At 73.7% G+C, this 17400-nt stretch carries 15 protein-coding genes, 2 pseudogenes and 2 riboswitches; of the genes and pseudogenes, 14 read left to right on the forward strand and 3 right to left on the reverse strand.

The window, feature by feature from the left end; all coding sequences use genetic code 11:
- Positions 1–21: 21 nt before the first annotated feature.
- Complete coding sequence (locus BUE41_RS03830) at positions 22–405, reverse strand: HPP family protein (RefSeq protein WP_084754326.1); 384 nt, start codon at positions 403–405, stop codon at positions 22–24.
- 399 nt (positions 406–804) lie between these two features.
- On the opposite strand from BUE41_RS03830, the gene cobO reads away from it, so the two are divergent.
- The 7 genes and pseudogenes from cobO to BUE41_RS03865 all read left to right on the forward strand — a co-directional run bounded on the left by cobO (position 805) and on the right by BUE41_RS03865 (position 7073).
- Positions 805–1419 carry a cob(I)yrinic acid a,c-diamide adenosyltransferase gene (gene cobO / locus BUE41_RS03835; protein ID WP_073455430.1) on the forward strand — a complete coding sequence of 205 codons (615 nt, stop codon included), beginning with the start codon at positions 805–807 and terminating at the stop codon, positions 1417–1419.
- Complete coding sequence (locus BUE41_RS03840; RefSeq protein ID WP_073455431.1) at positions 1413–2759, forward strand: cobyrinic acid a,c-diamide synthase CobB; 1347 nt, start codon at positions 1413–1415, stop codon at positions 2757–2759. The genes cobO and BUE41_RS03840 overlap by 7 nt, the downstream gene beginning before the upstream one ends.
- A gap of 88 nt (positions 2760–2847) precedes the next feature.
- Positions 2848–3087: a hypothetical protein gene (locus tag BUE41_RS03845; RefSeq protein ID WP_143171956.1), complete on the forward strand. Its 240-nt coding sequence runs from the start codon at positions 2848–2850 to the stop codon at positions 3085–3087.
- A 24-nt stretch (positions 3088–3111) separates the two neighbouring features.
- Positions 3112–3182, forward strand: a riboswitch (cobalamin riboswitch).
- Between the two features lie 52 nt (positions 3183–3234).
- Positions 3235–3993, forward strand: a complete 759-nt coding sequence (locus BUE41_RS31140; protein ID WP_200803748.1) for a precorrin-2 C(20)-methyltransferase — start codon at positions 3235–3237, stop codon at positions 3991–3993.
- The gene (gene cobT, locus BUE41_RS03855) at positions 3990–5750 is read left to right on the forward strand and encodes a nicotinate-nucleotide--dimethylbenzimidazole phosphoribosyltransferase (protein ID WP_234996940.1); all 1761 of its coding nucleotides are present in this window, start codon (positions 3990–3992) and stop codon (positions 5748–5750) included. Before BUE41_RS31140 ends, cobT begins: the two co-directional genes overlap by 4 nt.
- Before the next feature lie 29 nt (positions 5751–5779).
- Positions 5780–6339 (forward strand): annotated as a pseudogene (locus tag BUE41_RS03860) (SAM-dependent methyltransferase).
- Complete coding sequence (locus BUE41_RS03865; protein ID WP_073455556.1) at positions 6339–7073, forward strand: cobalt-precorrin-6A reductase; 735 nt, start codon at positions 6339–6341, stop codon at positions 7071–7073. The pseudogene BUE41_RS03860 and the gene BUE41_RS03865 overlap by 1 nt, the downstream one beginning before the upstream one ends.
- On the opposite strand, the gene BUE41_RS03870 is transcribed toward BUE41_RS03865, so the two are convergent.
- Positions 7074–8147 (reverse strand): cobalt-precorrin-5B (C(1))-methyltransferase, encoded by a 1074-nt coding sequence (locus BUE41_RS03870; RefSeq protein WP_073455433.1) that lies wholly within the window; start codon positions 8145–8147, stop codon positions 7074–7076. It abuts the gene before it with no gap.
- Between the two features lie 353 nt (positions 8148–8500).
- Here BUE41_RS03870 and BUE41_RS03875 point away from each other — a divergent pair, with 353 nt between their 5' ends.
- The 7 genes and pseudogenes from BUE41_RS03875 to BUE41_RS03905 all read left to right on the forward strand — a co-directional run bounded on the left by BUE41_RS03875 (position 8501) and on the right by BUE41_RS03905 (position 16576).
- A complete protein-coding gene (locus tag BUE41_RS03875) occupies positions 8501–9073 on the forward strand; it encodes a histidine phosphatase family protein (protein WP_073455434.1) in 573 nt (190 codons plus the stop codon).
- A gap of 62 nt (positions 9074–9135) precedes the next feature.
- A riboswitch (cobalamin riboswitch) is annotated at positions 9136–9269 on the forward strand.
- Positions 9270–9302: 33 nt separating this feature from the next.
- Positions 9303–10547: a uroporphyrinogen-III C-methyltransferase gene (gene cobA / locus BUE41_RS03880; RefSeq protein ID WP_073455435.1), complete on the forward strand. Its 1245-nt coding sequence runs from the start codon at positions 9303–9305 to the stop codon at positions 10545–10547.
- A 143-nt stretch (positions 10548–10690) separates the two neighbouring features.
- A pseudogene (locus tag BUE41_RS03885) lies at positions 10691–11248 on the forward strand (MerR family transcriptional regulator); the annotation flags it as partial.
- Between the two features lie 442 nt (positions 11249–11690).
- Positions 11691–11972, forward strand: a complete 282-nt coding sequence (locus BUE41_RS30005; protein ID WP_143171958.1) for a hypothetical protein — start codon at positions 11691–11693, stop codon at positions 11970–11972.
- A gap of 673 nt (positions 11973–12645) precedes the next feature.
- On the forward strand, positions 12646–13704 hold the full coding sequence (locus BUE41_RS03895) for an extracellular solute-binding protein (protein WP_084754332.1): 1059 nt from the start codon (positions 12646–12648) through the stop codon (positions 13702–13704).
- Between the two features lie 2 nt (positions 13705–13706).
- The gene (locus BUE41_RS31665; protein ID WP_073455439.1) at positions 13707–15467 is read left to right on the forward strand and encodes an ABC transporter permease subunit; all 1761 of its coding nucleotides are present in this window, start codon (positions 13707–13709) and stop codon (positions 15465–15467) included.
- Positions 15464–16576, forward strand: a complete 1113-nt coding sequence (locus BUE41_RS03905) for an ABC transporter ATP-binding protein (protein ID WP_073455440.1) — start codon at positions 15464–15466, stop codon at positions 16574–16576. Before BUE41_RS31665 ends, BUE41_RS03905 begins: the two co-directional genes overlap by 4 nt.
- 5 nt (positions 16577–16581) lie before the next feature.
- Here the strand turns inward: BUE41_RS03905 and BUE41_RS03910 are convergent, their stop codons facing one another.
- Positions 16582–17319: an IclR family transcriptional regulator gene (locus BUE41_RS03910; protein ID WP_073455441.1), complete on the reverse strand. Its 738-nt coding sequence runs from the start codon at positions 17317–17319 to the stop codon at positions 16582–16584.
- Between the last annotated feature and the right edge of the window lie 81 nt (positions 17320–17400).

Raw genomic sequence — 17400 nt, forward strand, 5'->3', positions numbered from 1 at the left:
GCTACCGTACCGGTCACCCGATCAGGGGGACATCCCGCCGTCGATCGGCGGCACCACCCCGCTCACCTGGTTCTCGTCGGCCGGCGCGCGGTGGCTCACACCAGTGACGGGGCAATTGCGCTGCTCGTCGTGGGTCAGGTCGTTCGCGACGAGCGCGACGCCGAGCATCACCACGGCGCCGGTGAACGCCGGCGCGGCTACGACGACCAGGCCGAGCGGGTGCACGGTCGGCCCACCGGTCACCGCCACCAGCGCCGTCCCCACCGCGGGCGGATGCAGGGCTCGCGCCAGGTAGGTGGCGGCCACCGCGAGGGCCACCGCGCACACCCCGGCCGCGGCGAGCTCGCCCGCCGCGACCGCGGCCGCGACGACGCCCGCGGTCACCCCCGACGTGTGTCCGAGCAGGACGCTGCGCCGCCTCGGCCCGCGGCAGCCCGTGGAGCAGCACCGCCGAGCCGCCGAACGCGCCGATCAGCCCGATCACCGGGGTGGCGTCCATCCGTAGCGGCACCGCCGCGGGCAGCGCTGCGAGCGACACGCCGACGAGGCTCGCCGGGCACGGGTCGACGAGGTCACGCAGCCCGCGCCGCGGCGGGCACGGGCCACCGCTGCGCATCCGCTCGAGGAACCCGGGAGCGCCACCGCGGCGATCGGGGATCCCGGGCATCGGGGTCCCTCACTGGCGACGACGGAGTCGTGCAGATCTCACGTCGAGCAGAGATCTTGTCCATGTGTCGATCGCGGTGTCCGTGGCCCGGCCGGGTAGCGCATGATTGCCGGACGGACGAGGGAGAGGAAGACGCCATGCCCCAAGGACGGGTCCTCACGGTGCCGGACGACGGGTTGTCGACGCGCCAGCGGCGCAACCGCCCGCTGCTCGTCGTGCACACGGGGGAGATGAAGGGCAAGTCGACCGCGGCGTTCGGCACCGCGCTGCGCGCGTGGAACCAGGGCTGGTCGATCGGGGTCTTCCAGTTCGTCAAGTCCGCGAAGTGGAAGGTCGGCGAGGAGGAGGCGTTCAAGGCGCTGCACCGGGTGCACGTGGAGACCGGCGCCGGCGGCCCGGTGGAGTGGCACAAGATGGGCGAGGGCTGGTCGTGGGCCCGTAAGAAGGGCACCGAGGAGGACCACGCGGCCGCCGCGGCCGAGGGGTGGGCGGAGATCCGCCGCCGGCTCGCCGCCGAGGCGCACGACCTGTACGTCCTCGACGAGTTCACCTACCCGATGAAGTGGGGCTGGGTGGACGTGGCCGAGGTGGTGTCGGTCCTCACCAGCCGTCCCGGCCGCCAGCATGTGATCATCACCGGGCGGGAGGCGGCACCGGAGCTGATCGAGGCGGCGGACCTGGTGATGGAGACGCGCAAGATCAAGCACCCGATGGACGCCGGGCAGAAGGGGCAGCGAGGGATCGAGTGGTGAAGCCGCGCGCGCTGGTCGTGGCCGCCCCGGCGTCGGGGAGCGGGAAGACGACCGTCGCCACCGGCCTGATCGGCGCGCTGCACGCCCGCGGCACCGCGGTGGCTCCGTTCAAGGTCGGCCCCGACTACATCGATCCCGGCTACCACGCGCTCGCCGCCGGCCGGCCCGGCCGCAACCTCGACCCGGTGCTCGTCGGCGAGGAGCGCATCGGCCCGCTGGTCCGGTACGGCGCGCGGGGCGCGGAGATCGCCGTCGTCGAGGGCGTCATGGGGCTGTTCGACGGCCGGCTGTCCGACGGATTCGGCTCGTCCGCCCAGATCGCCGCCGTTCTCGGTGCGCCGGTGCTGCTCGTCGTCGACTGCCGGGGGCAGTCGCAGAGCCTCGCCGCGCTGCTGCGCGGTTTCCGCGACCACGATCCCCGCGTGCGCATCGGCGGGGTGGTGCTCAACAGGGTCGGCAGCCCGCGGCACGAGGCCGTGCTGCGCGAGGCGGCCGCCGCGGTCGGCGTGCCGGTCCTCGGAGTGCTGCCGCGCGCGGCCGAGCTCGCCGTCCCGTCCCGCCACCTCGGCCTGGTCACCGCCGTCGAGCACGGCAGCGCCGCCGTCGCGGCGGTGCGTGCGATGACCGAGCTGGTGGCGCGGCACGTCGATCTCGACGCGGTGGTGCGCCTGGCCGAGCCGCTGCCGGCCGGGCCGGTGTGGGACCCCGCGGCCGAGGTCGGCGCACCCGTGGCGGGCGAGCCGGTGATCGCGGTCGCGGGCGGGCCCGCGTTCACGTTCGGCTACGCCGAGCACGTCGAGCTGCTGACCGCAGCGGGCGCGGCCGTGGCGACCGTCGACCCGCTGCACGACGAGGCCCTGCCCGTGGGCACGACGGCACTGGTCCTGCCCGGTGGGTTCCCCGAGGAGCACGCGGACCGGCTCGCCGAGAACGCGCCGCTGCGGGCTGCGGTGCGGGAGCTGGCTGCGTCCGGGGCGCCGGTGCACGCCGAGTGCGCCGGCCTGCTCTACCTCTGCCGCGACCTCGGCGGCGCCCCGATGTGCGGGGTGCTGCCCGCATCGGCGGCGATGGCCCCGCGGCTCACCCTCGGCTACCGGGAGGCGACCGCGGCCACCGACTCCGCCGCGTTCCGCCGGGGCCAGCTCGTCAGCGGGCACGAGTTCCACCGCTGCGGGCTGGACCGCCGCGCGGGCGACGCGCCGGCGTGGTCGTGGCCCGGCGCGGAGCCGGAGGGGTTCGTCCAGGGCGGGGTGCACGCCTCGTTCCTGCACCTGCACCCGGCGGGTGTGCCGGAGGCGATCGCCCGGTTCGTCGCGAGCGCCGCGTCGGTCGCCGCGTGACGACCGCGGCAACGGCCTCTGGCGCTCCACCCGCTCTTGCACCAGAGGATCTGACGTCCACGTTCGATCCCCGAGGCGGTGGCCGATGATGACCACGTCCCAGCCCGTGCGGCACCGGTTCACCGGCACGGCCGACGTCGAGCGCCTCGGAGGGCTCGGCGCCACCCCGCCCACCGGCCACCGCGGCGCGCGGGCCCTGGACCGGATGCGGGCGCTGGCCCGCGCCGCCGCCTTCGGGCCGGGACCGATCGGGGTGGCCGGATCCTTCGGGGTGGTGCGTTCGATCACGACAGCCCTCGATCGGCCGGGAGGTGCGGGGAGGATCTGACGGGCAGTACGTCGACGGACGGGGGAAGCCGGTGCGAATCCGGCGCGGTCCCGCCACTGTGACCGGGCGCCCGGACGGGGCCCGGGAGCCAGAGCGCCCGCCGCCGACGGTCGAGTTGGAAGGCGCGGACCTTCGCGGAGGCGAGACATGTACGGCAACGAGGCAGACCTGCCTGATCCGGTCCCGTTCGCCACGCTCATCGGCGTGGGCGTCGGGCCCGGCGATCCCGACCTGGTGACCTTCCAGGCCGTCGACACCCTGACGAAGGCCGACGTGGTGTTCGTGCCGGTCGTCTCCCCGGAGGAGACCGGGCGGGCCGAACAGGTCGTCCTCGGCTTCGTGGAGGCCTGGCGCGTCGACCAGGTGGTGTTCCCGCACGACGCCGGCGACGGCCCGGCGGCGTGGGACGCGGCGGTCGCGCACGTCGCCGACTGGCTGCTCGCCCACCCCGGCGCGGTCGCTGCCTACGCGACCACCGGCGATCCCGGCATGCACTCGGCGTTCCCCGCGTTCGCCCGCGCGGTGGCGGAATCGGTGCCCGGCCTGGAGATCACGTTCGTCCCCGGGATCACGCCGATGCAGGCCATCGCCGCCCGCCGCGGCGAGCCGATCGTCGAGCCCGGCGAGTCGCTGGCCGTGCTCGCCGGACCGCCGGACGAGGAGCGGCTGCGCGAGTCGCTGGCCACGTTCGACCGGGTGGTCGCCGAGCGGGTCGGCCCGAAGCTGCCCGCTGCGCTCGCCGAGCTGGCGACCGCCGACCGGCTCGACGGGGCCGTCGTCGGCGCGGTCGGGGGTCCGCGGGGCCCGCAGCTGCACGACGCCGCGTCGCTGCCCGCCGACGCTCGCCTGCCCTACCTGTCCACGCTGGTCGTCCCTGCGCGCCGCCGCACGGAAGCGACCCGGTGAGCGGGCCGGAGGTGAGCGCCGCGGACCGCGCCGCGTTCCACCGCATCGTGCGGGCCCGCCGCGACGTGCGCACGGGTTTCCTACCCGACGAGCCGATCGACGACGAGGTCTTGAACAGGGTGCTGGCGGCCGCGCACGCGGCACCCAGCGTCGGGTTCTCCCAGCCGTGGGACTTCGTGCTGGTGCGCGACCGGGCGACCCGGGAGGCGGTGCACCGCATCGTCGAGCGCCAGCGCGCCGCGTACGCCGCGTCGCTGCCGCGGGGCCGGGCGGAGGCGTTCGCGTCGCTGAAGGTCGCCGCGATCCTCGACACCCCGCTGAACATCGTCGTGACGTGCGACCGCACCCGCGGCGGGCGGCACGTGCTGGGCCGCTACACACTGCCGCAGATGGCGCCGTACTCCGCGGCGCTGGCGGTGCAGAACCTGTGGCTGGCCGCGCGTGCCGAGGGCCTCGGCGTCGGCTGGGTCAGCTTCCTCGACGACGCCGGGCTCGCCGAGCTGGGTGAGCTGCTCGGGCTCCCGGCGCACCTCGAGGTCGTCGCCTACCTGTGCATCGGGCACGTCCGGGAGTTCGCGGACGAGCCGGAGCTCGCCACCGCGGGCTGGGCCCGCCGCCGTCCACTGGCGTGGGCGGTCCACCAGGAGCGGTACGGGCGTCGCGCCCTGCCCGGGGAGGAACCGATGGATCTGCTGGCCGAGACCCTGGACGCGATCACGCCCGGATCGCAGGAGGCGGCGGCCGCCGCGCGTGAGCGGCTGGACCGCATGACCAAGCCGCGCGGGTCGCTGGGGCGGGTCGAGGAGCTCGCCGTGCAGCTGGCCGCGATCGCCGGCGCCTGCCCGGCGCCGATCCCGGAGCCCGCGGCGGTGGCCGTGTTCGCCGGTGACCACGGCGTGCACGCCCGCGGGGTGACGCCCTGGCCGCAGGAGGTCACTGCGCAGATGGTGGCGAACTTCCTGGCCGGTGGGGCGGTGGTGAACGCGTTCGCCGCGCAGGCCGGGGCCGAGGTGTGCGTCGTCGACGTCGGGGTGGCGGCCCCGCTGGACCCGGTGCCCGGGCTCGTCCCGCGTCGGGTCGCGAACGGCACCGCGGACATGCTGTCCGGCCCGGCGATGACCCGCGAGCAGGCGAAGGCCGCGGTGGAGGCGGGCATCGAGACCGCCCGCGACCTCGTCACCGCCGGGAACCGGTGCCTGATCACCGGGGACATGGGCATCGCCAACACGACCGCGGCCGCCGCGCTGATCTGCGCGTTCACCGGCGTGGACCCGGTGCTGGCGACTGGGCGGGGCACCGGCGTCGACGACGTCACGCTCGCGGTGAAGACCGAGGTCGTGCGCTCGGCGATCGAGCTGCACGAGCCCGATCCGGCCGATCCGCTCGGGGTGCTCGCGGCCGTCGGTGGGCTGGAGCACGCCGGGATCACCGGGTTCCTGCTCGGCGCGGCGGCGCAGCGGGTGCCGGTCGTCCTCGACGGGGTCAACGCCGGGGCAGCGGCGCTCGCGGCGATCGCGTTCTGCCCGGCCGTGCGCGACTTCTGCGTGCCCGGCCACCGCTCGGCCGAGCCCGGGCACCGGCTCGCGCTCGCCCACCTCGGCATGGATCCGCTGCTGGAGCTGGACATGCGGCTCGGGGAGGGCACCGGCGCGGTGCTGGCCCTGCCGATCGTGCAGGGCGCCGCGCGGGCGCTGCAGGACGTGGCGACGTTCGACTCGGCGGGCGTCACCGAGAAGTCACCCGACGGCGATGGGTGAGCTGCCGCGGGGCGCCGGCGGGGGGCACGGTGACCGTCCACGTCATCGGGGCCGGATCCGGTGCCCCCGACCTGCTCACGCTGCGCGCCCGCGACCTGGTGGCGGTGAGTCCGGTGTGCCTGTGCGCGGGCAGTCTGGTGCCACCGGAGACGCCGGCGCTCTGCGGGCCGGGCACCCGGCTGGTCGACGCCGCGCTGATGACGCTCGACGAGATCGTCGACGAGCTGGTGGTCTGGACGTGGCGCGGCCGGCGTCCGGCGACCCGTCGGTGTTCTCCGCGATGGTCGAGCAGACGCGCCGGCTCGACGCCGCCGGCGTGCCCCACGACGTGTGCCCCGGGGTGCCCGCGTTCGCCGCGGCGCTGCGGCGGGAGCTGGTCGGCAGCTACGGGCCGGACTTCCCGGCCGCCGTCGTGGCGTACGCGAGCCGGGAGCACGAGATCGTGCTGCGGGGGCGTCTCGACGGCATCGCGGCGGCGGTGCGGCAGGCCGGGATCGTGCGCACTGCCGGTGTGATCGCCGGTCCGGCGCCGGCCGCCGAGCAGTTCCCGGACAGCCACCTGTACTCGGCGACGAGGTGCCGGGCGTGATGCGCGTGCTCCTGCTGGGCGGGACCGCCGAGGCGCGCGGGCTGGCCACCGCCCTCACCGACGCCGGCGTCCACGTGATCACCTCGCTCGCCGGTCGGGTGCGCTGCCCGGCCGCGATCGCGGGGCAGGTGCGGATCGGCGGCTTCGGCGGAGTGGACGGCCTGGAGGCCTGGCTGCGCGCGCACGGGATCACCGCCGTCGTCGACGCGACCCACCCGTTCGCGGCGCGGATCACCGCGTCCGCGGCCGAGGCCACCGCTGCGACCGCGCTGCCGCTGCTCGTGCTGCACCGGCCCAGCTGGGCGCCGCTGGCCACTCCGCAGTGGCGCTGGGTCGACTCGCTCACCGAGGCCGCGGCGCTGCTGCCCGAGCTGGGCAAGCGGGTGTTCCTCACGACCGGCCGCACCGAGCCGGCTCCGTTCGCGGACCTGGACGACCTGTGGTTCCTGGTGCGGTCCGTCGAGCCGCCGGAGGAGCCGATGCCGCGGCAGCGGGAGATCGTGCTCGACCGCGGCCCCTTCCTCGTCGACGACGAGCTCTCGCTGATGCGCCGCCACCGCATCGACGTGCTCGTCACGAAGGACAGCGGGGGAGCGCTCGCGGTCGCGAAGCTGACCGCGACTCGCACGCTGGGCATCCCGGTGGTGATCCAGCGGCGCCCGCCGCTGCCGGAGGGGGTGACCACGGTCGGGACCGTCGCCGACGCGGTGGAGTGGGTGCTCCAGCAGCGCTGATCAGGCGCGGCCCACGATCGTGCCTGCCCGGTCGATCACCACGACGTCCACCTCGACCGGGGCGCCGCGCAGCACGTCCAGCGCGGCGGCGCGGGCGCGGTGGGCGACGAGACCGCCCAGGTCGAAGCCGGCCGCCTGGCTGCGCTGCAGGGCGTCGAGGGCGGTGTTCGCGGTGCGGATCTCCTCGACGAGCGAGGCCGGGGCGCCCTCCTGCGCGGCGACGTCGGCGAGCGCGGGGAGGTCGACCTGGGAGCGCTTGGAGTGCAGGTCGAGGTGGCCGAAGCCGAGCTTGACGAACTTGGCGATGCCGCCGCCGAGGGTGAGTCGGGGGATGGGGTGGCGGCGCAGGTAGGTGAGCACGGCGCCGGCGAAGTCGCCCATGTCGAGCATGGCGTCCTCGGGCAGGCCGTGCAGCCGCATCACGGTCTGCTCGGAGGTGCTGCCCGTGGCCGCGCCGACGTGCCGGTAACCGAGCGCGCGGGCGACGTCGACGCCGCGGCGGATGCTGTCGATCCACGCCGAGCACGAGTACGGGATCACGATGCCCGTGGTGCCGAGGATCGACAGCCCACCGACGATGCCCAGCCGCGGGTTCCACGTCTTCTCCGCGATCTCCGCACCGCCGTCGACGGAGACCTCGACCTCCACGTCGCCGGTGCCGTCGTGCGCGGCAGCGACCTCCGCGACGACCTCGCGCATCATCTGCCGCGGCACCGGGTTGATCGCGGGCTCGCCGACGGGCAGCGGCAGCCCGGGCTTGGTGATGGTGCCGACGCCGGGGCCGGCCCGGAACGAGACGCCGCTGCCGGGTGCTGCGGGTCGGACGGTGGCGCGCACGACCGCGCCGTGGGTGACGTCGGGATCGTCTCCGGCGTCCTTGGTGATCGCCGCCATGGCCTCCTGCTCGCCCAGGCGGGAGTCGGTGAGCGCGAAGGTCGGGGTCTGCCCGCGAGGCAGGGTGATGCCGACCGGGTCGGGGAACGCACCGGTCAGCAGTGCGGTGTAGGCAGCCTTCGTCGCGGCCGTGGCGCAGGCACCGGTCGTCCAGCCGTGCCGCAGCTTCCGCTCGCTCATCCGTGGTGGCGCAGGGTGAGCACCGCCGTCCCGTCGCCGCGGCGCACGACGCGCGTGGTCGACGAGCCGATGATCACCAGCGTGCGCATGTCCACCTGCTCCGGGTTCATCCCGGCCAGCCTAGTGACCGTGGTGCGCTGCTCGGGGGTGCCCACGTCGTGGCCGAGGACGACGCACGTCGGGGATGACGAAGGTGCCGGGGTCGCCGCCGACCTGCTCGGGCCGGGGCCGCAGATCAACGCCGCCTGCTGCGGGCGGTGGGAGCCGGGCCGGGCGGCCCTCGATACTGGGCGGGTCGATCGACTCGATCGCACGTCTCACGTCCACGCAGAAGGTCTCGGGAGGAGAACCGGGTGGCGACCAACCTGCTGCTCGTCCGGCACGGGGAGAGCACGTGGAACGCGGCGGGGCGGTTGCAGGGGGCGACTGCCGACGTTCCGCTCACCCGGCGCGGGCACCGCCAGGCCCGGGCAGCTGCGGGCCGGCTGGCCGGGGAGCGGGTCGCCGCCGTCTGGTCGAGTGATCTGTTGCGGTGTCTGCAGACGGCGGAGCCGATCGCGGCTCGACATCGGTTGCCGGTGAGGACGTCGGCCTTGCTGCGGGAGCAGTGCCACGGCTCGTGGGAAGGCGGGCCGTTCTCCCGCTACGAGCCGGAGATCCTGGCTGCCGGGCCGGATTGGGCGCCGCCGGGTGGGGAGTCGGCGCGGGAGGTGTACGCGCGGGCTGCCCGGTTCTTGGCGGAGTTGCCGCCGATCGACGAGGACGCGGTCGTCGTCGTCGTCAGTCACGGGGAGACCATCCGGGCGCTCATGGCTGCGGCGACGGGGGTGCCCGCCGAGGGGATGGCGCGAACCATCGTGCGCGGGGGTGAGGTCGTGCCGGTCGTGGCGCGGTCGGCTGTGGAGGAGGCACAGCTCGGGGTGTGACGGCGAGTCTCGCGGGTCCGCGGCGACGGCATGACGGCCACGGGAGCGGAAGACCTCACCCGTACAGAAGGTTGCTACGGGATACGATCCACCGGCGGACCGCGGGAACCCGGTGCGAATCCGGGACGGTCCCGCCACTGTGACCGGACGCCAGGTCCGGCGAGTCAGACCCCGCGGCCGTGTTCCCACCGGCAACCGGGCGTGGACAACCCGGGGAAGGACGCACGACATGGCCGCCGACCGCCTCACCGATCCCTTCCTGCTGAGCCTCGATCTCGCCGGGCGCCGGGTCGTGGTCGTCGGGGGAGGGACGCGAGCCCAGCGGCGGCTGCCCGGGCTGATCGCCGCCGGTGCGGACGTCCTGGTTGTGGCACCCGATCTGACGCCGGCCGTCGAGGGGATGGTGAGCGCGGGGGAGGTGGTGTGGGCACCCCGGGAGTACCGCGCGGCCGATCTCGACGATGCGTGGCTGGCCTTCGCGTGCACCGGCGATCCCGGGGTGGACGCGCAGGTGGTGGCCGACGCGGAGGCGCGGCGGGTGTTCTGCGCGGCGACGACCGGCGGATCGGCGCAGGCTCCGGCCACCGGGGCGCACGACGGGGCCGTCGTCGGCGTGGTCGCGGACGAGCAGCGGCGGGCGACGCAGTTGTGCGGCGCGCTGGTCGACGCGCTGCGGTCGGGGGCGGTGGCGGAGCAGGCACCGGACCGGCCGCCGGCAGGAGTCGCCCTGGTCGGCGGCGGGCCGGGCGATCGCGACCTGATCACCGTGCGGGGGCGGCGGCTGCTCGCCCTCGCCGACGTCGTGGTCACCGACCGCCTCGCGCCGCGCGACCTCTTGGACGAGCTGGGTCCCGACGTCGAGGTCATCGACGCCTCCAAGATCCCGTACGGGCGGGCGATGGCGCAGCAGCGGATCAACGAACTGCTGATCGAGCACGCGCAGGCCGGGCGGTTCGTCGTGCGGCTGAAGGGCGGCGACCCGTTCGTCTACGGTCGCGGGTACGAGGAGGTCATCGCGTGCACGGAGGCCGGGGTGCCGGTCACGGTCGTACCCGGGGTGACCAGCGCGTTCGCCGCGCCGGCTGCGGCCGGGATCCCGGTGTCGCACCGGTCGGTCGCCCACGAGATCGTCGTGGTGAGCGGGCACGCCGCGCCCGGCGATCCGCGCAGCCTCGTCGACTGGGTCGCTCTGGGGCGGATGCGCGGCACGATCGTGCTGCTCATGGCCGTCGAACGGATCGCGGTGTTCGCAGCGGAGCTGATGCGCCACGGCCGCCCGCCCGAGACCCCGGTGGCGATCGTGCAGGACGCGACCACCCGCATCCAGCGCACTGTCCGCGGCACGCTGGCCGACATCGGTGAACGTGCGCGTGAGGAAGAGGTCCGTCCGCCGGCGGTCGTGGTGATCGGGCCGGTCGCCGGTCTCACCGCGGACTCCGCGAGCTGGGCGGCCGCCGCCGCGGCAGTCCGGTGACCGCGCCGGCACCCGTTCGCCGAATACGCTCAGCCGCAGCGGTCGCGCGGCCGCCGGGAGAGAGTGCTGAGCTCGACGTGGACGTGCGTGAGGCGCGGCGGCGGGTGGCAGTCCTCGGGTGAGGTGGCCGAGCTGCTGGGGGTGACCCTCGGACCGTCCACTACTACGAGGAGCAGGGCCTGGTCACGCCCGAGCGCACCGACGAGGGAACCCGGTTCTGCTCGGACTTCGACGTGCGCCGGCTCGAGGTGTGCGTACGGCTCGCCGAGCTGGGCGTGCCCATCCGGACGATCGCCCGCCTGGCCCAGATCCGCAAGGAAGCGGCCACCGGTGAGGCGACCAGCCGTGCGTTGGTCGAGGTGTTCGCCGGAATGAGCAGCACCTTCCGTGAGCGCCTGGCCCGGCTGCGCTACGTGCTCGGCGACCTGGAGAAGATCGAGCGGCTCGTCCGCGGCTGCTGGACCTGCCCGAACAAACCGAACCCTCGCGACTGCCCGGGCGAGCGCGAGCTCAACTCGGCGTTCATCCTCAGCCTCACGTGGGACCCCGACCGTCCCGATGACGAGCTGGAGAGCGGAGGATCGGCCCTGCGCGGGGCGCCCGGCCGGTCCTCGACCCTGCCGTCCGCACGTTCGACGACTGAGCTCTCCGCCGCGCTCAACCCGGACCCAGTGCCGAAACGGTTCCGCTCATGGCGGTGAAGATCCTCTGGCCCAGGGCGGACTCGCAGAGTTGGGCAGACTGATTCGGCCTGCCCGAGCATGGGGCGGCAGGGAAGTCACGGCGTTGATCGCACCCGGCTCCTCGGTCACCGGATCGCGGCTCGCGCGCGCCTGGGTCGACGACGCGCGCGAGCGCGGGGGTCGCATTACGGAGGTGCTCGTCCGGCACGGTGGGTTCGAGGCCGGGGGCTGTTGAGGGGGGATCGCATCCACAGGAGCTTCCTTCATCCCGGCGTACAGCGGAAAGCGGCTTTCCTGTGAAGATCAACCAGGTTCTGGGGCTGAACCGGCGGGTCGTGTGGACCGGTCCTGGTTCGGGCTGTTGCCTTCGATCCGCTTCACGCCCATCTCGGGAAGCGGGTGCGCGACGATCCGCCGATCCAGCTCGGAGCGTTCGTCGGAGTTGAGGTACGCCCCGGCGGTGGTGATGGCGCCGATCTTCTGCTCGTTCAGCGAGCCCGCCGCGAACATGTCTCGGACGCGGTCGTGTCCGTTGTGCATCGCGGGCGATCCGCATCCGTATCCCGCCCTGGTAGGCGAAGACCACTCCGACGTCGTGGGCGATGAGCTCCTCGATCTGACGCGGTTCGGTGATCCCGGCGGTGACGGTGACGGTGGCGAGTTCCCGCGCGAGTTCGAGGATCGCGGCAGCCTCCCGCTCGGCCGCGCTGTTCTACTCGCGCATGCGCTGCCGCGCGTGTGAGGCGAGCGCGGCGAGCGCGCGGAGGGAATGTCTCGAGTCTACCGATCCACTACGTTTCGAACGAGTGTTCTATTCGATTTTCGAGGCAAGCGGACAGACCGCAGGCCGATGACCCGGGAGTCGACCGCCGGTGGAGGTGTCAGCTGGAGTCCCCCGTCGAGGGTTGTCGAGGTGGCCGCACTCTTCGTCCGATCCACCCGCCCAACGGGTGCGCGCTGCGGAGAGCAACCGCGGTCTCAGCTCGCGTGCGGAACGCGAGATGAGATGCCTGACTCGCCGAACGCGATGCGGGACTCGCCGGGCGAAACGCGAGACTCGCCGGCCGGTTCGCGCAACTCGCCGGGAGAGAAAACGCGGGGCTCGCGGCACGCTCGTCCGCGGCTGCGCCTGCTTGGTCGGTCGCCCACGAGGTTGGCTCGGCCCCCAAGGGCTGGCGACCTCGCAGCATCTGGGCCCAACGGTGAACAAGCCGCCAGACGGGTGGCGCATTCGCAGCGATTACTCCGTTCGAGCTATGCCAACGACTCGTATGGCGAACAGCCTGTTCAAGATGCGAGCCTCGTGCAAGAATTCCGCCGCACGACGGATGGACGCACCGCCATACGGGACGAGCTGCGGGGAGCCGTCGTCCCGTGCTCGCGGAGGGCATCGGCGCCCGAGGAGATGAGGCGACATGAAGCGGACAACGCGGTTGCTCGTGATCACCATCGGTTCCCTGCTCGTCGCGGCGTGCGGCGTGGGCGGTGGTCCCGCCCCCGGCGCCGAGTCCGGGCAACGGACCCTGACCTGGGCCAGCACCGGCGGCCAGTTCCAGGAGGACGAGAAGAACGCCCTGCAGATCCCGTTCACGCAGAAGACCGGCGTCCAGTTCATCAACGTCAGCCCTGCCGAGCAGGCCCAGGTCCGGGCGATGGTGACGTCCGGCAAGACGATCTGGGACCTGGCCAACATGAGCTGGATCTACGCCGGCGCGTACTGCGGCGAGTTGTTCGAGGAGCTCGACCACCCGGCGCTGGACCGCAGCAAGTTCCCGCCCGGCACCACCAGCGACTGCTTCGTCCCGACGTACCGCTACGCGAACATCTTCAGCTACAACGCCGATATGTACCCCGGCGAGAAGCCGTCGTCGATCAAGGACTTCTTCGACGTCGAGCGCTTCCCCGGCAAGCGGGTCGTCTTCGACTACCCGAAGAACGGGCTGCTGGAGGCGGCGCTGGTCGCCGACGGGGTGCCGCCGGAGCAGGTCTACCCGCTCGACGTCGACCGGGCCTTCCGCAAGATCGACACGATCAAGGGCTCGCTGGTGTTCGCCCCGAGCTACGGCGCGATCCAGCAGATGCTCGTGGACAAGCAGGCGAGCATGGTCCTCACGGTCACCGCGCGCACGATCGTCTCGGCGCAGAGCGGCGCGAACCTCGTGCCGGTGTGGGACTTCACCACCACCGACATCGGCGCGCTCGTGATCCCGAAGGGGACGCCGAACAAGGACCTCGCCCAGGAGATGCTCGCGTTCGTCACCGAGCCCGAGCAGGCCATCGCCTACGCGCGCCTGACCGGCACCGCGCCGTCTCGGCCCGACGTCGATCTCGAGACGGTCGGCTACACCGAGGAGCAGAAGAGGTTCAACGCGTTCCTGCCGAACCGGGGCGTCACCCTCGAGCAGGACAAGCAGTGGTGGATCGAGAACACCGACGCCCTGACGGCCCGCTACACGAGCTGGAAGGTCGGCTGAGCGTGGCCGGTCCGGCCCCTGCGACGACCGTCGAACCAGCGGTTCCCGACCCCTCCCCGGCGGCCCTCGACCGCGCGCCCGCTTCCGGGCGCGCGGTCCCGGCGTGGCTCACCCGCGCCCACGCCGCCGGATGGCTCCTGCTGATCCCGGCGCTGGCGGCGCTGGTCGTGCTGTTCGTGGTCCCGCTGGTGACGGTGATCGTCGACAGCGTCACCGAGCCCGCGCCGGGGCTGGGCAACTACGCCGCGCTGTTCACCGACGGCTACACCCTGCTGGTGCTCGGCCGCACGCTGCTCGTCTCGGCCGCGGTCGCCGTGGTCGGGGTGCTGTTCGCCTACCCGTACGCGTACGCGATGACGCTGGCCGGGCCGACGATGCGGGCGGTGCTGGTCACGGTCGTGCTGGTGCCGTTCTGGACCAGCATGCTGGCGCGGAACTTCGCGTGGCTGGTGCTGATGCAGGACGGGGGCGTGATCACCTCCGCGCTGGCGTGGCTCGGGTTCGGCGAGGTCACCCTCCTCGGCACGACGCTCGCGGTGGGGATCTCGATGACGCAGGTGATGCTGCCGTTCCTCGTGCTGCCGCTGTACAGCGCGATGCAGCAGATCGACGGCCGGCTCGTCGTGGCCGGGCAGAGCCTCGGCGCGCCCCGGGCCCGCGCGTTCCGGCGGATCTACCTGCCGCTGTCCGCGCCGGGTGTGGTGGCCGGGATGTCGCTGGTGTTCGTGCTGGCCCTGGGCTTCTACGTCACGCCCGCGCTGCTCGGGTCGGCGCGCACCGCGATGATCGCCCAGGTCATCAACATCCGGGCGAAGGAGCTGCTCGACTTCGGCGGCGCCGGGGCGATGGGCATCTTCCTGCTCGTCGTCGCGCTCGTCGTGCTGGGGCTGTCGCGGCGGCTGGCCGGTGCGGGTGCTGCGGCGGTCCCGGTCGGCGCCGCCGCTGGTGGCGCCCGGCCCACCGGCGCTCAGGGTTCTCGGATGCGGCCGTGGCTGCGGGTGCACACCGCGATCACCGCGATCCTGCTCGTCGCACCCACCCTCGTCGTGCTCCCGATGAGCTTCTCCGCGGCGCAGACGTTCCGGTTCCCACCGGACGAGTGGTCCCTGCGCTGGTACGCGAAGCTGTTCAGCTCGCCCGAGTGGGTCGCGGCACTGATCAACTCGCTGCAGGCGGGGATCTTCACGGCGCTCTTCGCCACCGTGCTCGGCACCGCGGCGGCGTTCGGCCTGACCCGGTTGGGCAGGCGCTGGCGCGGGCCGATCAACGGGTTCCTGCTCTCGCCGATGATCGTCCCGCACATCCTGGTCGCGCTCGTCGTCTTCGCCGCGTTCCTGCGGATCGGGCTCAACGGCACGCTGTTCGGGATCATCCTGGCGCACACCGCGCTCGCGCTGCCGTTCGTCGTGATCGCGGTGAGCGCGCGGCTGCAGGGCATGGACGCGCGGCTGCCGCTGGTGGCGGTCAGCCTCGGCGCCGATCCCGTCTCGGCGTTCCGGCGCGTGACGCTGCCGCTGGTGCTGCCCGGGGTGCTGTCCGGGGCCGTGCTGGCGTTCGTCTCCTCGCTCGACGAAGTCGTGATCGCCCTGTTCCTGCAGGCGCCCGGGGCGATCACGCTGCCGGTGCAGATGTTCAACAGCGTCACCGTCCAGATCGACCCGACGATCTCCGCCGCGTCGAGCCTGATGGTCGTGCTGGTCAGCGTGCCGATCCTGGTCGCCCAGATCGTCGGCGCGCGCCGTGGGAGGAAGGGCACCCGATGAGCGTTCCGACGACCCTGGCCCCGCGCCCGTCCGCGAAGAAGGCGGCTGCCGGCCGGTTGGAGCTGCGCGGGCTCACCAAGCGGTACGGCGGCGAGGCGCCCGCGGTGGACGCCGTCGACCTGGACATCGAGCCGGGGGAGTTCCTCACCCTGCTCGGGCCGAGCGGCTCCGGGAAGACGACGACGCTCAACATGATCGTCGGCTTCACCCGCCCGACCTCGGGCAGCCTGCGGCTGGGCGGGCGCGACATCTCCCGCACCCCGCCCCACAAGCGCAACTTCGGCATGGTCTTCCAGAACTACGCGCTGTTCCCGCACCTCACGGTGGCGCAGAACGTCGCGTTCCCGCTGCGCGAGCGCAAGGTGCCCGCCGCCGAGACCGAGCGGCTGGTGCGGGGGGCGCTGGAGCTGGTCGACCTGGCCGGCATGGGGGAGCGGCGGCCGCACGAGCTGTCCGGCGGGCAGCAGCAGCGGGTCGCGCTGGCCCGCGCCGTGGTGTTCTCCCCGACGGTGCTGCTGCTCGACGAGCCGCTCAGCGCGCTGGACCGCAAGCTGCGCCAGACCCTGCAGCGGGAGATCAAGCGGCTGCACCGGGAGCTGGGCCTCACGTTCGTCTTCGTCACCCACGACCAGGACGAGGCGATGACGCTCTCCGACCGGATAGCGATCTTCGACCGGGGTCGGATCGTCGCCGTGGGCACGCCCGGCGAGCTGTACCGGCGGCCGCCGAACCGGTTCGTCGCCCGCTTCCTCGGCGAGTCGACCGTGTTCGAGGGCCGCCTGGCCGACGGGGTCTTCGCGTGGGCGGGGCACCGCTGGGCGACCGGCGACGCGGTGCCGGCCGGGGACGATCACGCCGTGGTCGTGCGCCCGGAGCGGATGCGGGTCGCGCCGGACGAGTCGGCCGTGCCGCCCGGCAGCAACGCCGCCCCCGCGATCGTCACCGACGTGTCGTTCTACGGCACCTACCACCGCGTCGAGCTGGCCTTCGCCGACGACTCGACGGGGTGCGCGGTGCTGCCGGTGGACGGGGTGCCGCCGGCGATCGCCCCGGGTGCCCCGGTCGTGGCCCACTGGCGCGTCGAGGACCAGGTGGTGGTCGCCGGGTAGCCCGGTCAGTGCTCGACGGTGATCCGCCGCGACGCTGCCACCAGCCGGGCGGCGAGTGCGTCGTCCTGCTCGTCGGGCATGTAGAAGCTCAGCCCCACGGCGGCGAGTGCGGCGACGATCTCCCCGTCGGCGGTCAGCACCGGCACGGCGACGGTCTTGAACCCGCCGCCCTCGTAGGTGTGCCGGGCGGTGAGCAGCCCGTCGACCTCCTGCACCGCCGGATCGGCGGTGCGGCGGCGGGTGACGCGCCGGCCCGTGGGCAGGTAGGCGGCGAACACGCGGCTCTGCGCGGCGTCCGGGGGCAGGCTGCGGCCGATCTCCACCGAGATCGTGGTGATCCGGCTGGTGTCCGGTACGACCGCGGCGATCACCGGGGCCCGCCCGCCCCACACCGACAGCACCACGGTGTTGCGGATCTCGGCGACCAGCTCCCGCATGATCGGCCGGGCCGCCTCCAGCACCCCCAGCCGCGACAGCGCGAGCGTGCCGAGCCGGGCCAGCACCGGACCCAGTTCGTACGTCGTGGGGTCGGTGCGCCGCAGCAGCCCGCCCTTCTCCAGCGAGGCGAGGTAACGGTGCGCGGTCGAGCGGCCGACTCCGAGGACGCGGGCCGTGGTCGCGGTGTCCAGCGTCGTGTGGTCCGGGTCGAGGCAGTCCAGCAGCGCGACCACCCGCGCGATGACCTGGATGTCGCCGCCGGGCGGCTCGGTCGTGGGCCGCTCACGCGCTGCGGAGCGGGGCATCGGACCTCCCTGTGTCGCGTATCCCGGGACATCCGTCCCGGATGGTGCACGATACCCCTGCCTGGCGCACATCCGGCACCG

The organism is Pseudonocardia thermophila, assembly GCF_900142365.1.
GTDB classification, from domain to species: domain Bacteria; phylum Actinomycetota; class Actinomycetes; order Mycobacteriales; family Pseudonocardiaceae; genus Pseudonocardia; species Pseudonocardia thermophila.